General features: G+C 34.9%; 13 protein-coding genes. 2 read left to right on the forward strand and 11 right to left on the reverse strand.

The genetic code is table 11. The features are described from left to right. Positions 1-84: 84 nt before the first annotated feature. Positions 85-615, forward strand: coding sequence for a hypothetical protein (locus OPR58_RS09885; RefSeq protein WP_265022587.1), 531 nt, complete (start codon positions 85-87; stop codon positions 613-615). A gap of 359 nt (positions 616-974) precedes the next feature. On the opposite strand, the gene tnpC (OPR58_RS09890) is transcribed toward OPR58_RS09885, so the two are convergent. Both tnpC (OPR58_RS09890) and tnpC (OPR58_RS09895) read right to left on the reverse strand, forming a co-directional pair. Further along, positions 975-2318, reverse strand: coding sequence for an IS66 family transposase (gene tnpC, locus OPR58_RS09890; protein ID WP_265022247.1), 1344 nt, complete (start codon positions 2316-2318; stop codon positions 975-977). 165 nt (positions 2319-2483) lie between these two features. After that, positions 2484-3380: an IS66 family transposase gene (gene tnpC / locus OPR58_RS09895; protein ID WP_320109912.1), complete on the reverse strand. Its 897-nt coding sequence runs from the start codon at positions 3378-3380 to the stop codon at positions 2484-2486. Positions 3381-3593: 213 nt separating this feature from the next. On the opposite strand from tnpC (OPR58_RS09895), the gene OPR58_RS09900 reads away from it, so the two are divergent. Then, positions 3594-4559, forward strand: coding sequence for an IS110 family RNA-guided transposase (locus tag OPR58_RS09900; RefSeq protein WP_264336652.1), 966 nt, complete (start codon positions 3594-3596; stop codon positions 4557-4559). Between the two features lie 70 nt (positions 4560-4629). Here the strand turns inward: OPR58_RS09900 and OPR58_RS09905 are convergent, their stop codons facing one another. The 9 genes from OPR58_RS09905 to OPR58_RS09945 all read right to left on the reverse strand — a co-directional run bounded on the left by OPR58_RS09905 (position 4630) and on the right by OPR58_RS09945 (position 20792). Then, positions 4630-5052: a DUF6444 domain-containing protein gene (locus OPR58_RS09905; protein ID WP_265022588.1), complete on the reverse strand. Its 423-nt coding sequence runs from the start codon at positions 5050-5052 to the stop codon at positions 4630-4632. 468 nt (positions 5053-5520) lie between these two features. Next, on the reverse strand, positions 5521-5667 hold the full coding sequence (locus OPR58_RS09910) for a hypothetical protein (RefSeq protein WP_164819305.1): 147 nt from the start codon (positions 5665-5667) through the stop codon (positions 5521-5523). Positions 5668-5754: 87 nt separating this feature from the next. Continuing rightward, entirely contained in the window at positions 5755-6303 is a 549-nt protein-coding gene (gene rsmD / locus OPR58_RS09915; protein ID WP_265022589.1) for a 16S rRNA (guanine(966)-N(2))-methyltransferase RsmD, read from the reverse strand. A 104-nt stretch (positions 6304-6407) separates the two neighbouring features. Continuing rightward, positions 6408-7037: a WD_0853 family protein gene (locus OPR58_RS09920; RefSeq protein ID WP_064085846.1), complete on the reverse strand. Its 630-nt coding sequence runs from the start codon at positions 7035-7037 to the stop codon at positions 6408-6410. After that, positions 7021-10275: a TrbL/VirB6 family protein gene (locus OPR58_RS09925; RefSeq protein ID WP_265022590.1), complete on the reverse strand. Its 3255-nt coding sequence runs from the start codon at positions 10273-10275 to the stop codon at positions 7021-7023. The genes OPR58_RS09920 and OPR58_RS09925 overlap by 17 nt, the downstream gene beginning before the upstream one ends. Positions 10276-10356: 81 nt before the next feature. Continuing rightward, complete coding sequence (locus tag OPR58_RS09930) at positions 10357-13263, reverse strand: TrbL/VirB6 family protein (protein ID WP_265022591.1); 2907 nt, start codon at positions 13261-13263, stop codon at positions 10357-10359. Continuing rightward, on the reverse strand, positions 13260-15791 hold the full coding sequence (locus tag OPR58_RS09935; RefSeq protein ID WP_265022592.1) for a TrbL/VirB6 family protein: 2532 nt from the start codon (positions 15789-15791) through the stop codon (positions 13260-13262). The genes OPR58_RS09930 and OPR58_RS09935 overlap by 4 nt, the downstream gene beginning before the upstream one ends. A 17-nt stretch (positions 15792-15808) precedes the next feature. After that, positions 15809-18394: a TrbL/VirB6 family protein gene (locus OPR58_RS09940; RefSeq protein WP_265022593.1), complete on the reverse strand. Its 2586-nt coding sequence runs from the start codon at positions 18392-18394 to the stop codon at positions 15809-15811. Next, on the reverse strand, positions 18387-20792 hold the full coding sequence (locus tag OPR58_RS09945; RefSeq protein ID WP_010402460.1) for a VirB4 family type IV secretion/conjugal transfer ATPase: 2406 nt from the start codon (positions 20790-20792) through the stop codon (positions 18387-18389). The genes OPR58_RS09940 and OPR58_RS09945 overlap by 8 nt, the downstream gene beginning before the upstream one ends.

The raw sequence follows: 20792 nt of genomic DNA on the forward strand, positions 1-20792 counted from the left end.
ATAATTTAGTTAGGTAGTGATTGCATTTATTCTAAAACAAGCGATATTAGTAAGATAATTATGTTTTTATTTTAGAGGGGTAATATGTTAAATTTATATGATAATTTTAAGAAATATGCTAAGTTTGGAGATGTTCCTACCAAAAGTGTTGGATGTAACAAAATTCCACAAAATAGTTTCTATAAATCCGTTTACCTTATCAACAGTGTTGTTGGGCCAGTGAAAAATGTAGCTCTTGGTAGTTACCAAAATCCTTCTATGATTCAGACTACTACTTTTGCGTTAGCTAGTGTAATTCTGCAACCTTTATATCTAGCATTGGCGTATTTGTCATACTGGCCGGCAAAAGGATTAGCGAAAGTAGTAGATAGTTTTGATCTTAAGCGTAACACAAAATCGTTCATAGATTATTCATCCATGTTGTCAAGTAAGACATGGGACCATAGTAGGGCATTATCTAAATTTGTTAACACAGTTTTGAGTTATGTTGTTAGTGCTGTTATTTGGGCTGCTGCGCTCGTTGTTACGCCACTAGTTTGGACTATTGATAAAGTAGCAAGTAAGTTTAGTGATGCAAACGCTGAAGGTGTTGGTAGTCCTTCTTTGTCAAAATAGATAGCCTACCAAGTGCATGTGAAACCATTGTATCTGTGTGGCAAAATAAAGTAGACGAGATAAAGACACCTATAGAAGCAAGAGGATGTCATGCAAGTAGCTGACACTGGCATCCCGATAGAATGTTGGGGAGTGTTAAATAAACTGTGTCAAACCTCCATTTTATCAATTTATTGTAACCGTTCACGGATTGTGAGAATGAATTAAAGAACTAAGCAGTGACAGCTACTAGATTCTGTAGCTTTTGAAAGGGGTTCTGGCCATTTAGACGTGATGTCAAAAATATGTAACCGTTCACGGATTGTGAGAATGAATTAAAGAACTAAGCAGTGACGTAACCGTTCACGGAATATTCCCAATTAGGCAGGAATAGCGACTAAATTCTGTAGTTTCTGGACAGGATTCTGATCATTCAAACGTGCAGTCAAAAATATCGAAAGCATTCTTTCAATGAACTTTTCTCCACGTTCTGACCAAGTGAAAAAACTATTTTTACGATAAATGACGTACCGTCTAGCCTGACGTTCTGCAAGGTTATTGGTTGTCTCGATCAGATCAGGATTGCGCACGAATCTCCACATCATATCTTCAGAACGTAGTATATTGGCAGCCATTCTCGAGGCCTGAGTTCCTTTTGCAACCCTTGTTATCTCTCGCAAAAAATGTTTCACCCTTTTTCGAATCTTCCTCATTAACCGGAAAAATCTTAAATTGTCTATCAGGTTTTGTTTACGTGCTCTATCTACCACAAATACCCTGTTGCTCAGCGATTTTAATGCTGCGCCAATTCTGCTCACTTCAACATTTTTACTGTAAAAAAACCTTTCAAAGTCCCTTGCTAAATGGGCCCAGCATATCTGTCTGTTTTCACGATTAAAGTAATTATACGCAGCATACCTATCGCTTATAACTATTCCATCATACTCTGGCAATAGCCCTTTTAATATCTTCTTTCCGCGAGATCCAACTAACTTCATAAGTGTTGCTGTTTTATTCGTTACTACCCAACTCCAACCTTTCTTTCCCTGGTTCCTATGGCTTGTTTCATCTATATGTAAATACTTGCTTTTCCGTAGCTCTTCTCTTATTTTTTCGTATTCAGATATACATTTTTCTGATACTCTACCCTCGGTCTTTGATACCAAACCTAGGCTTATATTCAGATTAAATATGCTGCTCAAAATTTGCTGTACTTCCCTTTTTGAATTGATAAAAAATCCACTAAAACTGCTAATTACTGCTTTTGCATTAGCTCCTAAAAGATCCCTTGTCACACCTTCAGGCAGACTAGCTGAGATCCTTTTCTTACACGCCTTACAGTAGCCTTTTTGTAGCCTATATTCAGTCACTATCGGTTTAATTTTTGGCAATTCAACCTTTTGATGCACAGTTTCTTCTTCTAAAATAACTTGGCTTCCACACATGCAAATTGTATCAATTGAACATTTTACCACCTCATCTGCTACCATCAATTCCCGCTTGTGCGCTTCATGTCCTGGCTGCCCGCCTGGTTTTTTATCGCTCTTCTTTTTTGTCTTTTTGCGATATACATCTTGCGATGGTGGCAGCGATGAATTTTTTGAATTTAAACCCAGCTTATCCTCTAGCTCAATTATTTTTGTCCTTAACTTATCATTCTCTGCTTTCAGAGTACCAACTTCTGACTCCAATACCACAATCTTTTCTTGTAGCACCTCTATCATCAACCCCTCATCTATCTAGTTTATTGTTTTTTATACTAATTATGCAATTTTTGTAAACTACTTTCTTATACCGTGAATGGACAAAGTTGATAAGCCTAAACGCCATCATGTCTTTAGGAGAGTCTGCTAATGAAGGCTCTTAAGTTGACGCCATTGCGTGAACGGTTACAAAAATATCGACAACATTCTTTCCACGAATCTTTCTCCACGTTCTGACCAGGTGAAAAAGCTGTTTTTACGATAAATTACGTACCGTCTAATTTGCCGTTCTGCAAGGTTATTAGTTGTTTCTATCACTTCAGGTTTTCTTAAAAACTTCCACATCATATCCTCAGATCGTAACATCTTAGCGGCCATTCTTGAAGCTTGAGTGCTATTTGCAACCCTCGTCATTTTACGTAAAAAATGTTTTACCCTTTTCCGAATTTTTCGCACCAGTCGATAAAATCTCAAATTATCTATCAAATTTTGTTTTTTTGCCTTATCTACTACAAACACCTTATTGCTGAGCGATTTTAGTGCTTGGCCAATTTTGCTCACTTCAACATTTTTACTATGGGCAAATCTCTCAAAATCTCTTGCCAGATGTGCCCAACATATCTGTCTATTTTCACGATTGAAGTAATTGTATACAGCGTATCTATCGCTCACAACTATACCATCATATTCTGGCAGTAAACTCTTCAACACCTTCTTACCACGAGACTCGCTTACCTTCAGAAGTGTCAACGCTTTGTTTGTTATTACCCAACTCCAGCCTCTCTTTCCTTGATTTCTGTGCCCTGTTTCGTCTATATGCAAATACTCGCTTCCTTGCAACTCTTCCTTCATTTTCTCATATTCAGATGCACACTTCTTCGATACCCTGCGTTCAGTATTTGAGACTAAACCAAGGCTTATATTTAGATTAAAAATACTGCCCAAAATTTGCTGTACCTCTCTTTTTGAGTTAATAAAAAAGCCGCTAAGGCTGCTTATAACTGTTTTAGCATTGGGTCCTAGAAAATCTCTTGCAACACCTTCGGGTAAATTTGCTGTAATTCTTTTATTACATACTCTTATATGTTAAAAACAAGTCTTTATAAATGTCACGAAATGGCGGTATAAAGACACGCAGAGAGGAGGAACCGTACATACTCTTGGTCATAAGGACCGTTTTGCAGCAAGGTTCTCCTCTCTGGTTTATTATACTGAAAGTTCCGAACAACTGGTTGAGCTTTTAGGCTCGTATATAAGGGTGGAAAATGCAGTATACACATTATTTATGGAGGGATTATGAATTTATCAAATATTATTACTGGCATTGATATTAGCAAAAATAAACTAGATATCCATATTCATCCACTTGGACATCATAAAGTATTTGAAAATAACGTTCAAGCTATTGATCAAATAATCGACTTTTTGCGTTTACATAACGTAACCAAAGTTGGACTTGAAGCAACTGGTGGGTACGAAAAATTATGTGCTTATACTTTATTAAGCCATGGTTTTGAAGTATATGTCATTCAACCAAGATGGGTGAGAGATTATGCAAAAAGCCTTGGTATTGCTACTAAAACTGATAAAATAGACTGTAGCATCATCTCACGTTATGTTAGTAATACAGACATGCGTGTCACTCCTTTAAAAGTTAGTAGTATTGACTGTTTGAAGCAAAAATTATCTCGCAGGAATCAACTAGTAGAAATAGCAAAAATACAAAAAACCCAAGCTCATCAAGTAACCGATTTATCTATAATCAAACAAATGGAAGAGCTACTTGCAGTTTTACAAAATCAAATTCAAGTCTTAGAAGATGAGGTAATGGAATTAGTCGATAAAAATCAAGAGCTTAAAAAAAAGTACATGTCAATAACTAGTATACCTGGTGTAGGTGCAATAACAGCTATTACTTTTATTTGTTATCTACCCGAGCTTGGAACTCTCCAACATAAAGAAATATCCAGCCTTTCCGGAGTTGCACCTTTTAATCGAGATAGTGGTTTTAGTAAGGGAAAAAGGTGTATTCAGGGTGGTAGATCACAAATTAGAAAGGTTTTACATATGTGCATTCTTAGTGCGCAAAGGTACAATTCTTATATAAAAATCTTCTTTGATAGGCTATACAATCAATATAAAAAACCATATAAAGTTACCTCTACTGCTGCAATGAGAAAATTACTTATCCTTGCTAACTCTTTAGTAAGAGACGGTAGACTGTTTACTGAGGAGTATAGCCCTAAAACTGCTTCTATATAGCAATAGCATAGCTGTGAATAAGTACGCCCACACAAATTTTAAGTACTTATTCACAGCTACATCAATTTTTCTATTGACTTTTAACACAACTGCTACAATGTCCTCTTTGCAACCTGTACTCAGTTACAATTGGCTTAATTTCTGGCAACTCTGCCTTCTGATGAATAATTTCATCTTCTAAAGTAATCTTACCTCCACACATACAAATTGTATCAATTGTGCATCTCACTACCTCGTCTGCAGCCATTAATTCACGCTTATGCACCTTATGTCCTGGCTGACCTCCTGGTTTTTTATCACTTTTCTTTTTTGCTTTCTTACGATATATATCTCGTGATGGTGGCAGCGATGAATTTTGCGAATTTAAGCCCAATTTGTCTTCTAATTCAACTATTTTTGCTTTCAAGCTATCATTTTCTCTGATCAGTGCTTTTATTTCTTCCTTGAGATTAGCCTTTTCTGCTACAACCTTTTCTTGCAGCACTGTTGTCATTTACCCATTCCATATTTAGCTTCCTATCTCTTTACACTTTTATACTTACTTTGTAAACCACCTTATCTCCGTGAACGGTTACAATTTATTACTTTACTTCTCGGTTTGACACAGTTTATTTAACACTCCCTTTCGAGCAAGTTCTTTCAATCGAAACACTATATGTACGTTATCATCGTCAATTTCAATGCGTTGAACTAACTTTCTTATTATATCAAGTTTAGTTTCATAGTCTGCTTGATTAAGCTCTCTCAGAGGAAAAACTTTCTACACTGTTTGTGATAAAATCTAATTCTCTCTGTAGACTCTTTTCATCGATAGCTTCTTCCCTTTGATCTCTGATTCCTTTAACTCCTTTTCCATGCTCTCAACTTCTAAGTCATACTTTTCCTTCGTTATATGACCCCTTGCATATACATAAGCTAATTTTTCTATACCTTGTTCTATTTTACTTGCACGCTTTTCAAGTTAATCCTTTGCTTGCGTACTTTCATGTTTTACGAGTCTGAGCTGATATTCCTTAGTCATTGCCTCTGGTTCTTTGAGTACCATCTTCATTTCTTTCCATACTGCTTCTTCTAGTATATCAACTCGTATTGATTTGCTGTTACACACCCTATTCCCACCAAAACGAATTGATTTTTTCTTTCAGTCCTCGGAAAAATCTTACTTAGCTTAGCTATAGATGTTTACAAAAGAAATTCAAGTGAGTGAAGAAAGAAAAATTATTTTTGCAATACCGTAGGTACGCTCCACAATTATATTGAAGTTTTTATTGCACTCAAAACCTTCATTTTTCCTCATTTCTAGAATTATTAACGCATTATCATTTAACCAGCCTGAGTGAGCTAACTCGTCTAAAGTTGAGTTAACCAGATTGATATTATAAGGTGGGTCCATAAAAACTATATCGCACTTTGAAATAGGTCTTGGTAATCCGTTAGCATTGCAACAAATTAACGTGATATCGTTCGTAATTCCAAAATCTTCTGCTGTTTTTTTAGGCAGTTGCAAATTGTAATAATCTGAATCTACCATGAATGCATGTTGAGCACCTCGAGAAAGTGCTTCAAATGAAAAAGAGCCACTTCCGCAGAATAAATCAAGTACATTTAGGTTATAAATAGGTTTTCTTGAAGAAAGTATACTAAATATTGCTTCTCGGACACTACTCATAGTGGGCCGTGCAGCTAAATTCTTGCCTGTAGTTATTTTTCTTCCACGATATTTACCCGCAATAACACGTAACATATAAAACAAGTTCGAAGTTAACTAATTATTTATAATACACATTTAATGTCAACATAGCTTCAGCAGTCTAATAGAAAGAAGGTTGCTTGTGGAGGAACGCAAGATCAATCGCTTTTCTTTGATTTATTTTCTATACTGATTGCACGACCAATCTCGTCTTGTAAATCATCATGGTTGTTTTTTTCATCATGACCCATCCCTTCAATTCTACTTTCTAACTCTAACTTAATTAAAGTATTGATTTTCTCTATACTATCGAGGAAATTGTGACACTCTTCATCACTATATTCCTCACCAGATGCTTTTTTTTCTATAAATAGACTTTTGAACCCTATTAGATCAGAACTCTGATCGGCATTCAACACAATATTTCTCTCTATAAAACTAAGATCTGATAGTAACAAACTAACCTCTAATAGATCTTCACTTTCAATGTTTGCAAGATTATCAAGATCGTCTAAAATAGAGAACATCTTAAGCTCCTTCTGTGCAATTTCTTTGTCTTCTTTGTCAAATTCTGACGATAGCCCTTTATCATCTATAAGTCTCTCATTCAGAGCTTTATTTAGCTTTGAAAGACTAACATCACCTTGCTTAGTGCTATCTAGTAACAAATCTACCCTCGCTCTGCGCGCATTTAAAACATCATTGTAATCGTTTAACTTGATATTACCATCTTCGTCTTGCTGAAGACCATAATAACTTAGCCCTTTGAAATTACGATTCTTCATCATTCTCTATGTTCTCATTCCTTTCATTATCTTGACGCTCTCTATCTTCTCCGGCACGTATAGCTTCTGTAGTGTTTTTTAGGGTTTCTGGTTCCGTACCTAATTTTCGATTTGATTGATTAGGCTTATTTTCTTTTGATGATTCATCTTCTTCTGGTTCTCTCTTGCGGCCAATAGTGTAGTCATGAAGCTTCTCAAGAAATTCCCGTCTATATGTTTTTGCTCTATAGAGTAGATTATGCTGGTAACCATCCTTTTCTCCTGTAGCAGGGTTAATTCCTATAGAGTCGAGACCATGTTCCCAAGTAAACTTCATAGCATCTTCTATTGTATAGCCCAAATGTGATCCTACATATCCTTTATAATATTCTAAATATTTATCAATTCTTCTATGTGCAATATCTTCTTTATCAATTCCAAACGCCCTGTAGATTTTTTCCTCAAGCTTATCAACATCATTTTTAGGTGATGTTGCAAATTTTGTTGCTTCAATAGTAGCACCTACAAGCTTACGTGGCACATTAATAGCATATTTCAGCACACCCCCAACTCCTGGTATTCTACCTAGCAAATTAGCTGTACCTCCAGCTAATCTGTCCGGTACATGAGTAGCCCAATTACCTAAAGACTCTAGCCCTCCACCAATTTTATCTTGCATCTGTTGTTTTAATCCCTGCATTAAACCAGTCACAGGTGATGCTTGATACATACTAGATATATTGTAAACACCAAACCCACCACCGGCAATGCTTGAGCCCATCTGTTGTACAAACTCCTTCAAAGAAAACATCAAAAACGAAAGCAAGAACAATACAAAGATCTCTCCTGCGTTGATTAAATAACCTCTCTGTATGTCTTGCACCCTTTGGTAATCACTATTTTCTTTATAATTTTTGCAATCCTCACAATCTTTACATTTCTGACAGTATTCACTGTTGGGATCCTTATATAAATCATGAAGTTTCAGTATTCTACAACCTTGTTTTTTTATCGCACTCCGCACTAAAGATCTTATTTCATTAATTATTTCCCTATAACTATTGCATTTATTTATATCTTGACAGTAGCGTTTTATTATTTCACTAACATCACCTATCCTTTTCTCTATATTGTTGATCAGTAATATAATGTCAGCCCTCTCTGATGCATGAGATAAACTATTTGTTAAGCGTACTAGATCTTTTGCACTACAGCCATTACTAACTATCATATCACTTTCCGCAATATAGTGGTCTGCTGGATTATCTTTAGTTCCAGGAATTGGATTAAAGAAAGGATAATCTATATAACGAAAACCTTTATTAATGTAATCTGGTGGAAGAGGGATATATCCAGCGCCACCAGTAAACTTTACTGTACCACCTATTCTGCTTAGTTTTTCTATACCTTCTATATTCTTATCTACGTTCAATGGAGAAGCCTCTCCAATAGCATAAGGTACAAAAATTTGCCCTGGAGTCCAGCTAAAGTATTCTTTATCAATTATACAAAAACCACCAAATACCCATTTTGGAGCACATAACTTTATTTCAAGCCATTTATTATAGCACACAGTAAAGCCTAACTGTTTATAAAAGGTATTCATTATCATCGCAGCAAGTAATGACAGCAGGGTAAATATCATAATTGATTGCAAACAGAAACTAATACAGAATTTTATCCAACCCTCAAATAGACTTTTCAGTGGTGAAAATAAAATAGAGATTAGGAATAGCGGCATTATAGCTACAAGAAAAGCTATACCCATAAAACCAGAAAGGAATATTATGTAAGCATACATACACAGCAGGAAATATAAGACAATCCCTATAAAAATTGCCGGTATCATAAGGAGACTTGCCCACATTTGATAATGTAAAAATGCTGCAAACTTTTTCCAAACAGAGTAAGCAAAAAACTTATTAAACATATCCTCCATGAAGCTAAACAATTTAGCTTCATTTCCTTGAGCAACGTTTGAATTACCTCCGGTGTTCATGTTGGGAGCAAAATTAGTAATTATGCTTATCAATTGTTCAAGACCTTTAACAAATAAAACAAGAAAATGATCATAGAAAAATCTAAAACTTCCAGGAGATATAAGCACTATTACTAGAGTGATTTTCATCATTCTGATGAGCATATCATGCGTAGTTTCTCTTATCATTCCAAAAAGATAAAGAAGCGATGAAATCACTATAAATAGAACAAGCAAGGAAAGAACAAAATTGTGAAAGCTCGTACTTTTTTCAGCTATATTTTGAAACATCGCTTGTGCAGCTGCAGGATCATTGCTATCAAAATGCTTTTTACAATTTTCGTTAATCAATAATACACATTTTAGATAGTTATAAACGTAATCAAAAAATCCAAAGTTACTTGGTTTCTGCACTCCGCTCAAAAATTCAAAAGAGTAGCCACCTGCATTATCTAGATAATATCTATCTAATATCTTTACATATATTTTCCATCCTTTTTCTAACCTCACCTTATTACAATTTCTGTCCTGTAATTTGGTGTTATCTCTGTCTAAAGTAAAAAGCCCACTTCCATCTTCCGCTACGGAATTGTAACCTAGATGTACAGTAGGAGACTCAGGGTTACGCATGGATTTTAAATTTTCGTTAGGACTAGAATCGCTAGGCCTTTTAAATAAAAGATAAGCACCATGGCCGTTAGTAAACCAACATGGAGCACCACGTGATACTGTATTTGCGCTATCATCTTCATTAATGCACTTGCAATTTACAGTGCAACTTGCATTAGGCTTACTTGAAAATTTTTGTATGCTAGGTTTATAATCATTACAAACCAAGTGAAAGTCAGGCAGACTGTTGTCACCTTTCCCTCTTTCAAATTTGGTTGCATATTTTAACTGCTCCAAACTTTCCAAACTATAACTACTTTGAGATTTCTTCTTATTACTATTGCTCCAAGATGTCCATGCACCATTTACTCGTACTACTAAACTATCTCCATTGGTTTCAAGGCCGGTATCCTTCCACTTCACTACTTGATTAGGGTGAAAACCATAATTGATTTCTCCGGTTTCAGGATCAATAGGTTCTCCACTTTCACCTTCTGGAAAAAACGCATCATGACCGATTGGAAAATGAGCACCAATTGCAATGGGTTCAGGACCAAAATAATCAGCAGATATACATCTTGGAAAAGGCATATCATTCTTACTACAACCTGTAACCAGAACACAGATTACCAAAATTAATAACCTAAACCAACATTTGCCTAAGCGTGATTGCATACCTAAACTTTTTCCAATACAGAATAAATTTCTAAAACCTTACTTCAAATATCTTTTTAATTAGTTACTCCATATATCTCATCAATCTTCCTTGACTTGTCCTTTTGTTTTATCAGAATCCTTTTGCTTATCTGGCTGGCTTAGTGTTTCAGATTTGCTCATTTCTCTGCCAGCACTCCCTTTCCCATCTGCTTGCTTTGGTGTATCAGGCAATTTAGCTTCAATTTTGCTACGATCTTTACTCATTCCCTGCTTGATGTTATGTATCATATTTTGGGTTCTATCATCAAGGCCAACAGTTGACAGCATAGCTTGTGATGCGCTCCTAGAAATATGACTAACACTTTGAGCAACTCCATAACCAGAGCTGAACAACGCCTGCGCCATAGTTTCTGATATAGAAACAAAAGCTTCCATTGCACTAGCAATGATGAGATATATAAATGCCTGGATTAGATCTATAGGTAATGCTGCAAAGTGCCCACCAGCCCTTTCTCCAGTACTGAACGCAACATCAACACTAGTACCAGGACTATACCCAAGAGGTAATATTGATTTCATAAGACACAGATCATACGATAAAAAATTTACACTAATTAAGCATTGATAGCATGCAGAAAAATTTGTGAGGTTGTATAGAACTGAATACATTAACTGGTTTAAAAGAGACAAGGATGAAAATAAAATGACTGGTTGCAATGAAACATGAGCCAGCGTTTTTATCCAATTATCAAATAATGTTTTAGTTTGTTGAAATAGAATAAATACGATAAATAAAGGTGCTAATGACAATAAAAATGCCACTAAAACAGTAGATATTACATACTTAAACGTAGCACTAATAATGCATCTTAAAAACACAAAAGTAGCATAAAGTATTGCCAAAAATGCAATAAAGCCAAAAGGTCCTGATAGCATTAAAGACAAAAATTTCAGCCATGTTTCTCCTGTAAATAATACTCCCGCTGTTAAATCTAAGAATGCAAATTTTTTACCTCCTTCTCCTATATAGCCAGAAAAACTATCAACTAAATAAATGCTACCATCAACAAAAAGCCCAGACAAAGTTGTACCAAAGAATTCCCAACTTCTATCACTAAAAGCAAAAGCTATAAATGCTATTTTGAATATTCTTATAATAAAATCGAATTTACTTAATTGTATTGTTCCAAGCATATAGCCAACAACAGTAAATATAACGTATAGAATAAGCAAAGCTCTTATTCCTTGTAGAAGCCCCTTTCTATATCCTTCATATGGAATTTTAATTCCGTCTTCACCCCCGTCTGTTATGAAATCAAAAATCTTGTTTACAGTTGATGAAATAAAATCGTTTATTTTTCTTTTTAAAAATAAATTTACTGTGTATTTGTTATCTTCATAATATTTGCCTTCTTTGTCCGTAATATCATCTTTCTTTACGTTTTCTACATTAATACCAAAGTATATCTTTTTAGACTCTTTATCCTTTAAATGACTTCCATCTATTATGTAATAGTCTACATTATCCTCTGTTATTTTATCTAATTTCTTTACTTTTTTGAAATTATTAGTCTTTCGAGCAGATGGATCTTCTGGCGGGCTATCACCCAAGTACATATACAGTTTTTCACCACTATCGAAGTTACATGATCTAGTCACTGCAACATGATATCCACCTCTATGAAGAAAGTAATTGCCATTGCTTGCTATAGCAAGCATCACACTACTACCAGGTATTATATCTTTTTCATCTATTTTATAATCATGATTTAATTTCAAAGAAAAATGTTCAAAATTATCACCAATTTGCGAACACACATTATCCCCTTTTGCACCCTTTCTCTCTGGAAAACATTGAATACCTTTAGCAGTATTCTGATTATTAAGATCGCCAACTTTTGCAACAAGAGCCTCAGCCCAAGAAATATCTTCTCTGTCCTCTTTGAAGTTTAATTTAGAATTTGATATTAAATTAATGTCAATCTGCTTAGAATCCCTCTTATTTTCTTCAATCTCTTTTAGTTCATCCTCAATACGTTTAAGGTGAGAATACATGTCACATGTATTTCTTTTATCATACTTCTCATACCTTATAGAAGAGACGCAATTCTCCCCTATACCTTTTGCGTTGTAACATATATTTTGATAGTAACAATTAAGCTCATAAGAGCTGTACTTGCTTATCTCATTAAAATCACATTTTTTCCCATTACATAATTTATCCAGTCCTATTTTAGTTCGTCGTAAATCTAACAATGCACCATTTATCCATGAATTTTGAATATAATCCTTATTAAAATGTACCTTATTATCATATGGAGTGTAGCCATTACCAACTAGCACTCTTCTTTCTTCTATGTTCTCTTTATTAATCTTAGGAAATTCTACTTTAGTCCTCTTACCACTTTCTCCACAAAAGAACGTTCCTCCATTGAGCATGTCTTTTATTGTAGCTTTGTCTTTTTTATCATTTTCTTCAGCTCTATAGCAATTGTCATCAAAGCTGATACCTTTCCCTTCCGGATTGTCATAATTAATCGTTATCTCTCTGGGAACTAAGCTAAAGCTTAACTTATCACCAGGATTTGCTTTAATTCCAGTATCTACATAACGTCTATTGCTATAGAATTCATTATTTCCAAAGCCTATATCCCCACATATTTCTCGTTCATCAAGACTAGCATTATCAATTAACTTATTACTGTAATTTGGTATTAAATCATTAGCACAAAATACAGCGGGCACAAGTACTCTCTTTGGATTTTTCCCTTCTTTAAGAGGACAAAAATTTACTGACCCACCAAGAGTAAATTTGATTTTCTCATCCTTGCTAATTACTTGACCAGAATCAACCCAATGAATTTTAACTCCTTCGCCAGCTTCACGAACTGGAACATCTATACTGACACTAGTATTTCTGCTCTGCAGCCCAGGTTCAACACAATCCATTGTGCAGCCAGTAATTACAAGACATAGTATCAATAATAATGATTTTCTGCTCATCATTGATTTCCTGTGTTTGTCGGTATTTTAGGTGCTGATCTTTGAGCTGATTGTGGTATTTGAGGTCTTCGACTTGGTGTACCAGATTGCTGACCTGCTCTTCTTTGGATACTTTGTTCATCTAAACCTACTGTTCCCATTAAGCTTTGCTGATATTGCCTTCCTGGTTCGCTTGCCACATAAACACCAAACAACGAATCAGATATTGTTGAAGATGCCTCAACTAAAGCTTTCATAGCATGTCCCAAAATCACAAAAGCCATCATAGCGGTGATATTAGGTGCATGTTTGGAAGCATAACCATAAATAATACAAGGATTAAAAATCTTTAAGTTAAGATTAAGTATACATGTAGGGCAGACCTCAAAATTAAAGACCGAATACACAATATAATCCATAACCTGGCTTATTAATGATATAAAAATTAAAAGCACTACCGGATGAATTGCAAATCTTGCTAAATTTTTGACCCAATTGTGAAACATCTGTCTAGTATATCCAAATAGAAGGCAAATAATAAAAAGAGGCGCCAAGGAAAGCAATAATGCAACTATTGCTATAGATGTGATAAAAGAAAATAAGGCGTTAAACATCGATAAGCTCACTGTTATCAAACCCCAAATCACCAAGCAAAACGATACAATACCCAAAGGACCAGAGAATATAAGAGATACTATTAGTAACACTGAGTGTGCTGATAAAAACCTATTGAGCGGTAAATCAAGAAATTCAAAAACATTTGATGTTGTACCTCTGAAATTTGCTATTTCTATTAACTGTTTTGGAGCATTAACAAAAATAGAAAATGCATTGTTATAAAAAAAACTCCAACTGTTATCGTTCAGCAATTGGGTAATAACTCCTATCTTTACACATATAATTAAAAATTCATATGTAGAAGCATGAGACAATCCAAAAAAGTAATAAAGGGTATATAAAGTTATATATAACACTAATAACGACACTATTGTGGATCTGATAGTCTTTGTTCTATTTGACGCTACAAAACTTTGATAAAGAGACTTCACGGGACTAGATTCAGAGTGATTCCATTCTGAATTTTTATAACTGGAACCAAAAAATGCAATTTTTACTTTTTCATCAAAAAAATTATATATCGCACTAAAAGTTCTTACAGGTGGCTCTTTAGTTGTAAGGTTAATGCTAAACTGACCTTCATTTTTCTTATAATCACAGCCATGATCTCTTATTCCGTAATATATAGTGCCACTCTTGTCTTTTAGCTTTTCTTTTAATCTTTCCATATACTCAGTATTATGAACTTCACTGATATTCACAGGTATATCCCCCAGAATTTCACCAGGATTGTGCTCAGGAAACTTATCAGAAACATGTATATATAAGTTTTTTGCTAGACTATGGCTCTTTGTGACCCTTATATTATATCCCCCTTTACCAGCATTCTTTTCTTTAGCATTTTTAAGTGTAAATACTAACTCTGTACCCTTATCATAGTTTTCTTTTTTGATCTTATGATCAAAGTTAGTTCGTATACCATCACTCCTTACATATTTAAAACTTTCCTTTCCTCCTATCGACACCTTTAATGATGGAATGTAAGTCTTTATCCTCTTCATTTTCTTTTTTCTTATATCATCCACAGCTCCCTTGGTATTTTTTTCTGTATTTACTTTATCCTTTTCACCATCTGAACTATCGCTGTGTCCTTTAGCTATGTTGCTATCATCTAACACTCCCATTATACCATCTACAGCCTTCTTGATAGCTTCTTCCTTACTTACTTTTCCAACAGCTAGTTCGTTGGCAAGATTTTTAGCTACATTACGTTTATTGCCATCTATAGTATTAGATTCAATTTGCACACAATCTTGACTGGCATAATAACATGTATTCTCACACGCAAGATTTAAAAGGTACGTATCTATCTCAACTTTCTGACTGCTTGAAAGCCTCCTGCAGTCTATATTTTCTCCTTGTTTTATAGAATTAATGATATTTTCAATCTCCTTTTCATCTTGATCAGATTTTACAAAACTTGGATTCCAGTATTCTTTTCCATTCAACCATTTTGCGTTACCTATGATATATTTATTAGGGCATATTTCACCTTGACAATTCTCTTGATTTAAAACATGTGCAAAATACTCCGTCTCTCCTTCACCGCAACTCTCGTCAATTTTTTTATAGGTGATCGTGCCATTATCGTTTTTACACATTTTACTTCCAACAACACTAAAGCTTATCGCATCGCCAGCTTTAAGCGCAAACGGTAATGTAACGTTTCCTACTCCAGGTTCAATTGCAAAATCTTTATATTGCGAACAAAAATTAACCTTATTAGGTACTATATTAATCTCTGTTACTTTTATTTTATCCGAAATATAAACTCCAGAATCAACCCATTTCTGCTCTGTTGACACTATATCCAATTTCTCACGCAAGCCTGATGAATCTTCTGGCTTAATACACCCGCACCCAGATAATAAAAAGAGTATCACAAAACTTATGCATAGCTTAACCAAGTTTTGGTTGCTCAAATGTTCAAACATCTGTTACTCACCTGAGCTCACTCTCCACCTGGTTTTATAGATTCACTAGAGGAAGATCCCGATCTCTTATTATCATCTCCACCTCCTCCAATAGCCCCTCTTGCCTTATTTACAGCCGCAGCAGCAACTTGACCAGCACCTCCAGCAGCAGCTTTGGCAGCAGATAAAGCTTTATTCACCATTTGTGCAGGAGTGCTACCTGAACCAAGTGCTGCCCTGTGATTACCAGCAAGCTCAGCAGCCATGCCGGGAAGAACGTTTAAAAAGTGGTAAAAGAGGAATAATACTAAACACAATTTTAATAATTCTCCGATTAGAGAGCTGCCAAACTCCATGTATGTAAAGTCGAATAGACCAAGTATGCTGCTCTTTTTAAAGCTATAATTTTGCATCATACATGCGAGAGTAGTTTCATTTTTATCACATTCCCCATCTTTCAATTTAAACCACTGTTTTTTCTTACTATATGAGATTTCTGCTTGTTTCTTTTCATATGACTTGTCTGGTTGTTCATTTTTATATGACTCGTCCAGTTTAAAATTTAAATTTTTAAAATAGATTTTATCACATGCTATGAACATAAAGGATAAAAACGCAAAAAGGATAACCGGGTATAAGCTATAGGTAATCAACTCTTTCACCCAGCCGTCAAAATATCCTTTGGTGTGTTGGAATAAAACCATAGGAATAAACAAAGGTGATAGAATAACAATTACACTTAAAGCAACTAGAGATAAAATAAATACATAGCACATCCACAAAATAACCATCATCAGCAAAATGGCCATAAATATACAGACAAGAGCTACTAAAATTTGTCCACCAGCGAAAATAATACCAATCACCGAACCTGCAACTAACAAGACAGGAGCAGCGCCAAGCAAAACCGCTAACGTTGCAACACCTCCAGTACCAATTTTGCCACCAATTCCATCTAAAGGAGCACCTAAATAAAATAAAATTCTGCAATCAAGCCTATCCCAAGGTGCAAGATAACTGTAGGATACCTTCTGCCCTGCACGATCGTATTCATAATCTTTACCTGCCTCATAATTACATATATTTTTACTCTCAGATGAAGCTTTAAGCACTATTTCTGATAAGCCGTTCGAAAGTTTTGTTAATTCCCCGTAATAATGAGACATAGTGCTACCTGTCGTAAAGTAAATCACTAAAGCGAATTTAATGATCAACATGTACATTTCTTGCGGACTACGCACTCCACCAGACATAACTTTTATAGAGAACAGTATTAAAGCTAAAACTAGAACAGCAGTTACAGTATTTTTCAACCTTCCTTGTGCTACAGATAAAAAACTACCCTTCTCCTGTCCTTTTTTTTCTCCATCTTCATATTTTAGCTTATCACCATTTGAGTCAATACCTGCAACTAAATTATCTAACGATTCCTTAATGCATTGCACTATCATAGAAGTTATAGGAATAGGAGATAATGACTTACTTCCTGCTTGATTGTAGCAAGCTTCAGAGACATACGAGCTAAAACAGCTTTTATTGTCATAACCTACAAAAATTTTTCCTTCTTTTTCTTTTTTCCTGATAAGAGTTTTATAATCGTCATCCCTGTTGATAAAACTCCTTTCTTCACCACCTGTACCATCTTTATTTTTGAATAATATCACAGATTGTTCACACATAGGAGCAATCGGATCAGGTGGTAATTCCGTGCATCCTATATCAATTCCTTGCGGCCAAGCAGTTCCAGCTGCCCTAACTTCAGCCAATTCCACACATAACCTACCCATTTTTCTCACTGCCCTGAACGTTGATCCATATATGTCTTCGCTCTGTCCTGCTTTGAGAACTTTACATTTCAGCTCACCATCGACCGTCGGGGACCATGACCCATCTACATATCCAGTATCTTTTTCCCTTACATCAAAGTCTATGTATCCAGGTTTTTCTCTGGAATCAAAGTCTCTCTTGTTAAAAAGATTACCAAATGTTAAAGGATTGCGATGACATACTTCTATGTATTCACTATATTGCACCCCATTTTTTGGCCAGTAGTAGTGTTCCCTATCAACATTCACAACATCCCAATCAGTAAAGTTTAAAATATCTTTCTCTGTTTGTTTTCCATCTTTTCCTGATCTTTTCTGTAATGCAGAAAAATATTCATCTTCTGTTCGATAATTTTTATCTGTATCACCACTATAACCTGTATCTTTTAGTTTAAAATTTTTATATCTCCCATCATTATCGTATGCAACTGGATGCCTAACAAAACTATGCTGACAAACAATAAGTCCCCCAACTGCCTTCCAGACTCCAACAATTGCAGCTATCATTCCAACGATAACAAGAGCAGTAAATAAACCAGCAGAAGAGACAATCAAAACAATACCAGTAAATATTGCACCAATAGCAATTGCTATCCCAGCAACTGCTGCAGATGTTTCAAACGCCTTACAGTCAGGATTAGAGGCACGGCTAAAGCTACCAGTAGAATTAAATCTGCTAACAAATTCCGTTTTGTCAGTACCACTTACTGTATCTGCAAACACTGGATACGAGAGCAAAAAATCTATATTTAACAAAAATATCGCAACTAACAGTAATGACAGTTTAGTTTTAAACATTTTTCACCTTTTGATAAAACACAGGCAACCACATCTTTGGATCATCTCCGACTTCTTTCAGTATATCATACAACAATAGAACACTTTCCGCACGTCCAGATAACACGTTTACCACATCATCCAAATCTTTCAGATCTATTCTAGCTACTACAGCATTAACTCCCTGCTTTACTAAAAAGAATCTAGTACTTGGATCTGTGTGTTTGATCAGTATGTACTCACGTTCAGTTAACATAAAAACATCTCGATAGACACTAGTAGCTTTCAGATTTGGCAAAAAAATTTGTGTTGCTGTCTGCTGTACAAGCGTATCACTAATAGCACTTTTACTTGCATCTTCAACACTCTGAGTAGCAAAAACTACAAAAGCATTTAACTTTCTCAGCACTTTCAACCAGTCTTTTATCTTAGGTGCAAAAACTGGATTATCTATTAACGCCCATGCTTCATCAAGAACAATAATAGATGGAGTGCCATCAAGCGATATACTAATCCTATGAAACAAATAAATCAAGACCGGCCCAAGAGCAACAGGATCTTTTAGCAAGCTAGCCATTTCAAAGCCAAACACTCTTGCTTTTGAAAAATCTAGCAAATCTTCTTTATTGTCAAATATTGCAGCATGAGAGCCATCATCATGCCACATAGATATTGCTCCAGCTAGAGTATCAGGGCCCGCAAGTCCTAAAAATGGTACAAGATTTCTCAAAAATCTGTCTTCTTTTTTTAATTTAAAATTTCCCTCAATTGCATCATTAATTCTAGCAATATCTTCTGAAGTGAATTTATCGTTGTACACTAAAATTAAAGATTTTATCCATTCCATCAAAAATGTTTTATTATCAGGAGTATCGTCAAGTTGCAGAGGATTAAAATTTGTCTTAGTTCTTGGTTCTATTATAGTATAGATACCACCAAGTGCTCTTAAAAAAATTTCTGCACCGCGATCTTTATCAAAAAAGAATATTCTTGGAGAAAATTTCATTGCTTGAGCACATAAAAAATTCATTAAAACAGTTTTGCCAGCACCTGTTGGCCCAATTATCATAGTATGTCCAACATCCCTTATATGAAAGTTGAAGAAAAATGGAGTGCCAGATGTTGTATCAAAAACTGTAACAGCATCTCCCCAGTGGTTATTGAATTTTTTACCAGTAGGATAATTATGTTGAGATGCAAAACCGGCCAAATTAAGACTACTTATTGTACCTTTTCTTACTATATAATCAAAATTACCAGGAATTTGCGCCCAAAATGCTGGTTCTAGATTAACCCTCTCACGAACAGGATAAACACCACAATTAGAAAGCTCCGATTCAACCAATGATAAAGCATTGTCCAATGATTTAGGGCTTTTTTCTATACATAAGATAGTTAAATGGTGTTCACCAAACGCAATTTTACCACTCATTGCATCATCAAGCGCATGAGAAATTTCTGCTATTTGAGAAATAGCTTTATCTGCAGATTGTATCATACGATTTTGCTGTATCTGCATTTTCGCAATTGCCATTTGCCTATTTGTAAATTGAAAAGACTGCGTGATAATAAATTCATAAGGAAGTTGTAAAAAAGAATCAAGCATTCCTGCGGAAGTATTATTTCCATATTCTTTGATACTAACTATTCCAGCATATTTACTTTCATTATGAGTCACAACCTGTATCATCTTATGGCCAAAAAATAACCTATGAACTGGTAAGTATCTTGATATTTCAGTTTTTAGTGGAAAAAGCGTATTTGTAACAAAGCCACAATTTACAATTCTAGACAAAAACTCCATTATTTCACAAAACAGTCCGTTTGGAGTTTCTTTTACTCCAAGGACTTTAGGCGAATAATTCCTAAGGCTTGTTACTATACGATTTGTCGTTTCCTCTAAATCTTCATAGGTATCACGCATATCACTTTCCCAAGCATGTTTTGAAGTTACATGCCCAAATTTTTTCAGTAGATGTGATAAAAATTCTACTCCCTTTGTATCTGCCCTACGAATAATCGTAATGTATAAATCATTAATAAAAGATTGCCTAGTTGCGTGTTTTTCTCTCCATTTTAGATTTACATGGTTAGCAAAAAAATTTGGTAAACTCTGGTTTGCAAATTCATCAGAAAAGATATTCTTCTTACGCCTGATGGTATGAAAGTACAAACTAAATGCTGGAGATGAAATGCTTCTTAGCATCTGATTTCTGATATTATTTTGTATCACCAAGTCTTCATCATCGGCCGTTTCAAACGCAAAGCCATTTAATTTTATAAATTTAACTAACCAATTCTGCTTTGTTATCAAGGTTGTACTATTCCAATAGCAAGAATAAGGTATAAATTCGGCAGCGTGAACCTCTCTACTTAGAATAGATTTATTCTTTGATTGAATAGCTCTAAATCTCAACAT

It is taken from the genome of Wolbachia endosymbiont (group B) of Ischnura elegans, assembly GCF_947251585.1.
Lineage (GTDB): Bacteria > Pseudomonadota > Alphaproteobacteria > Rickettsiales > Anaplasmataceae > Wolbachia.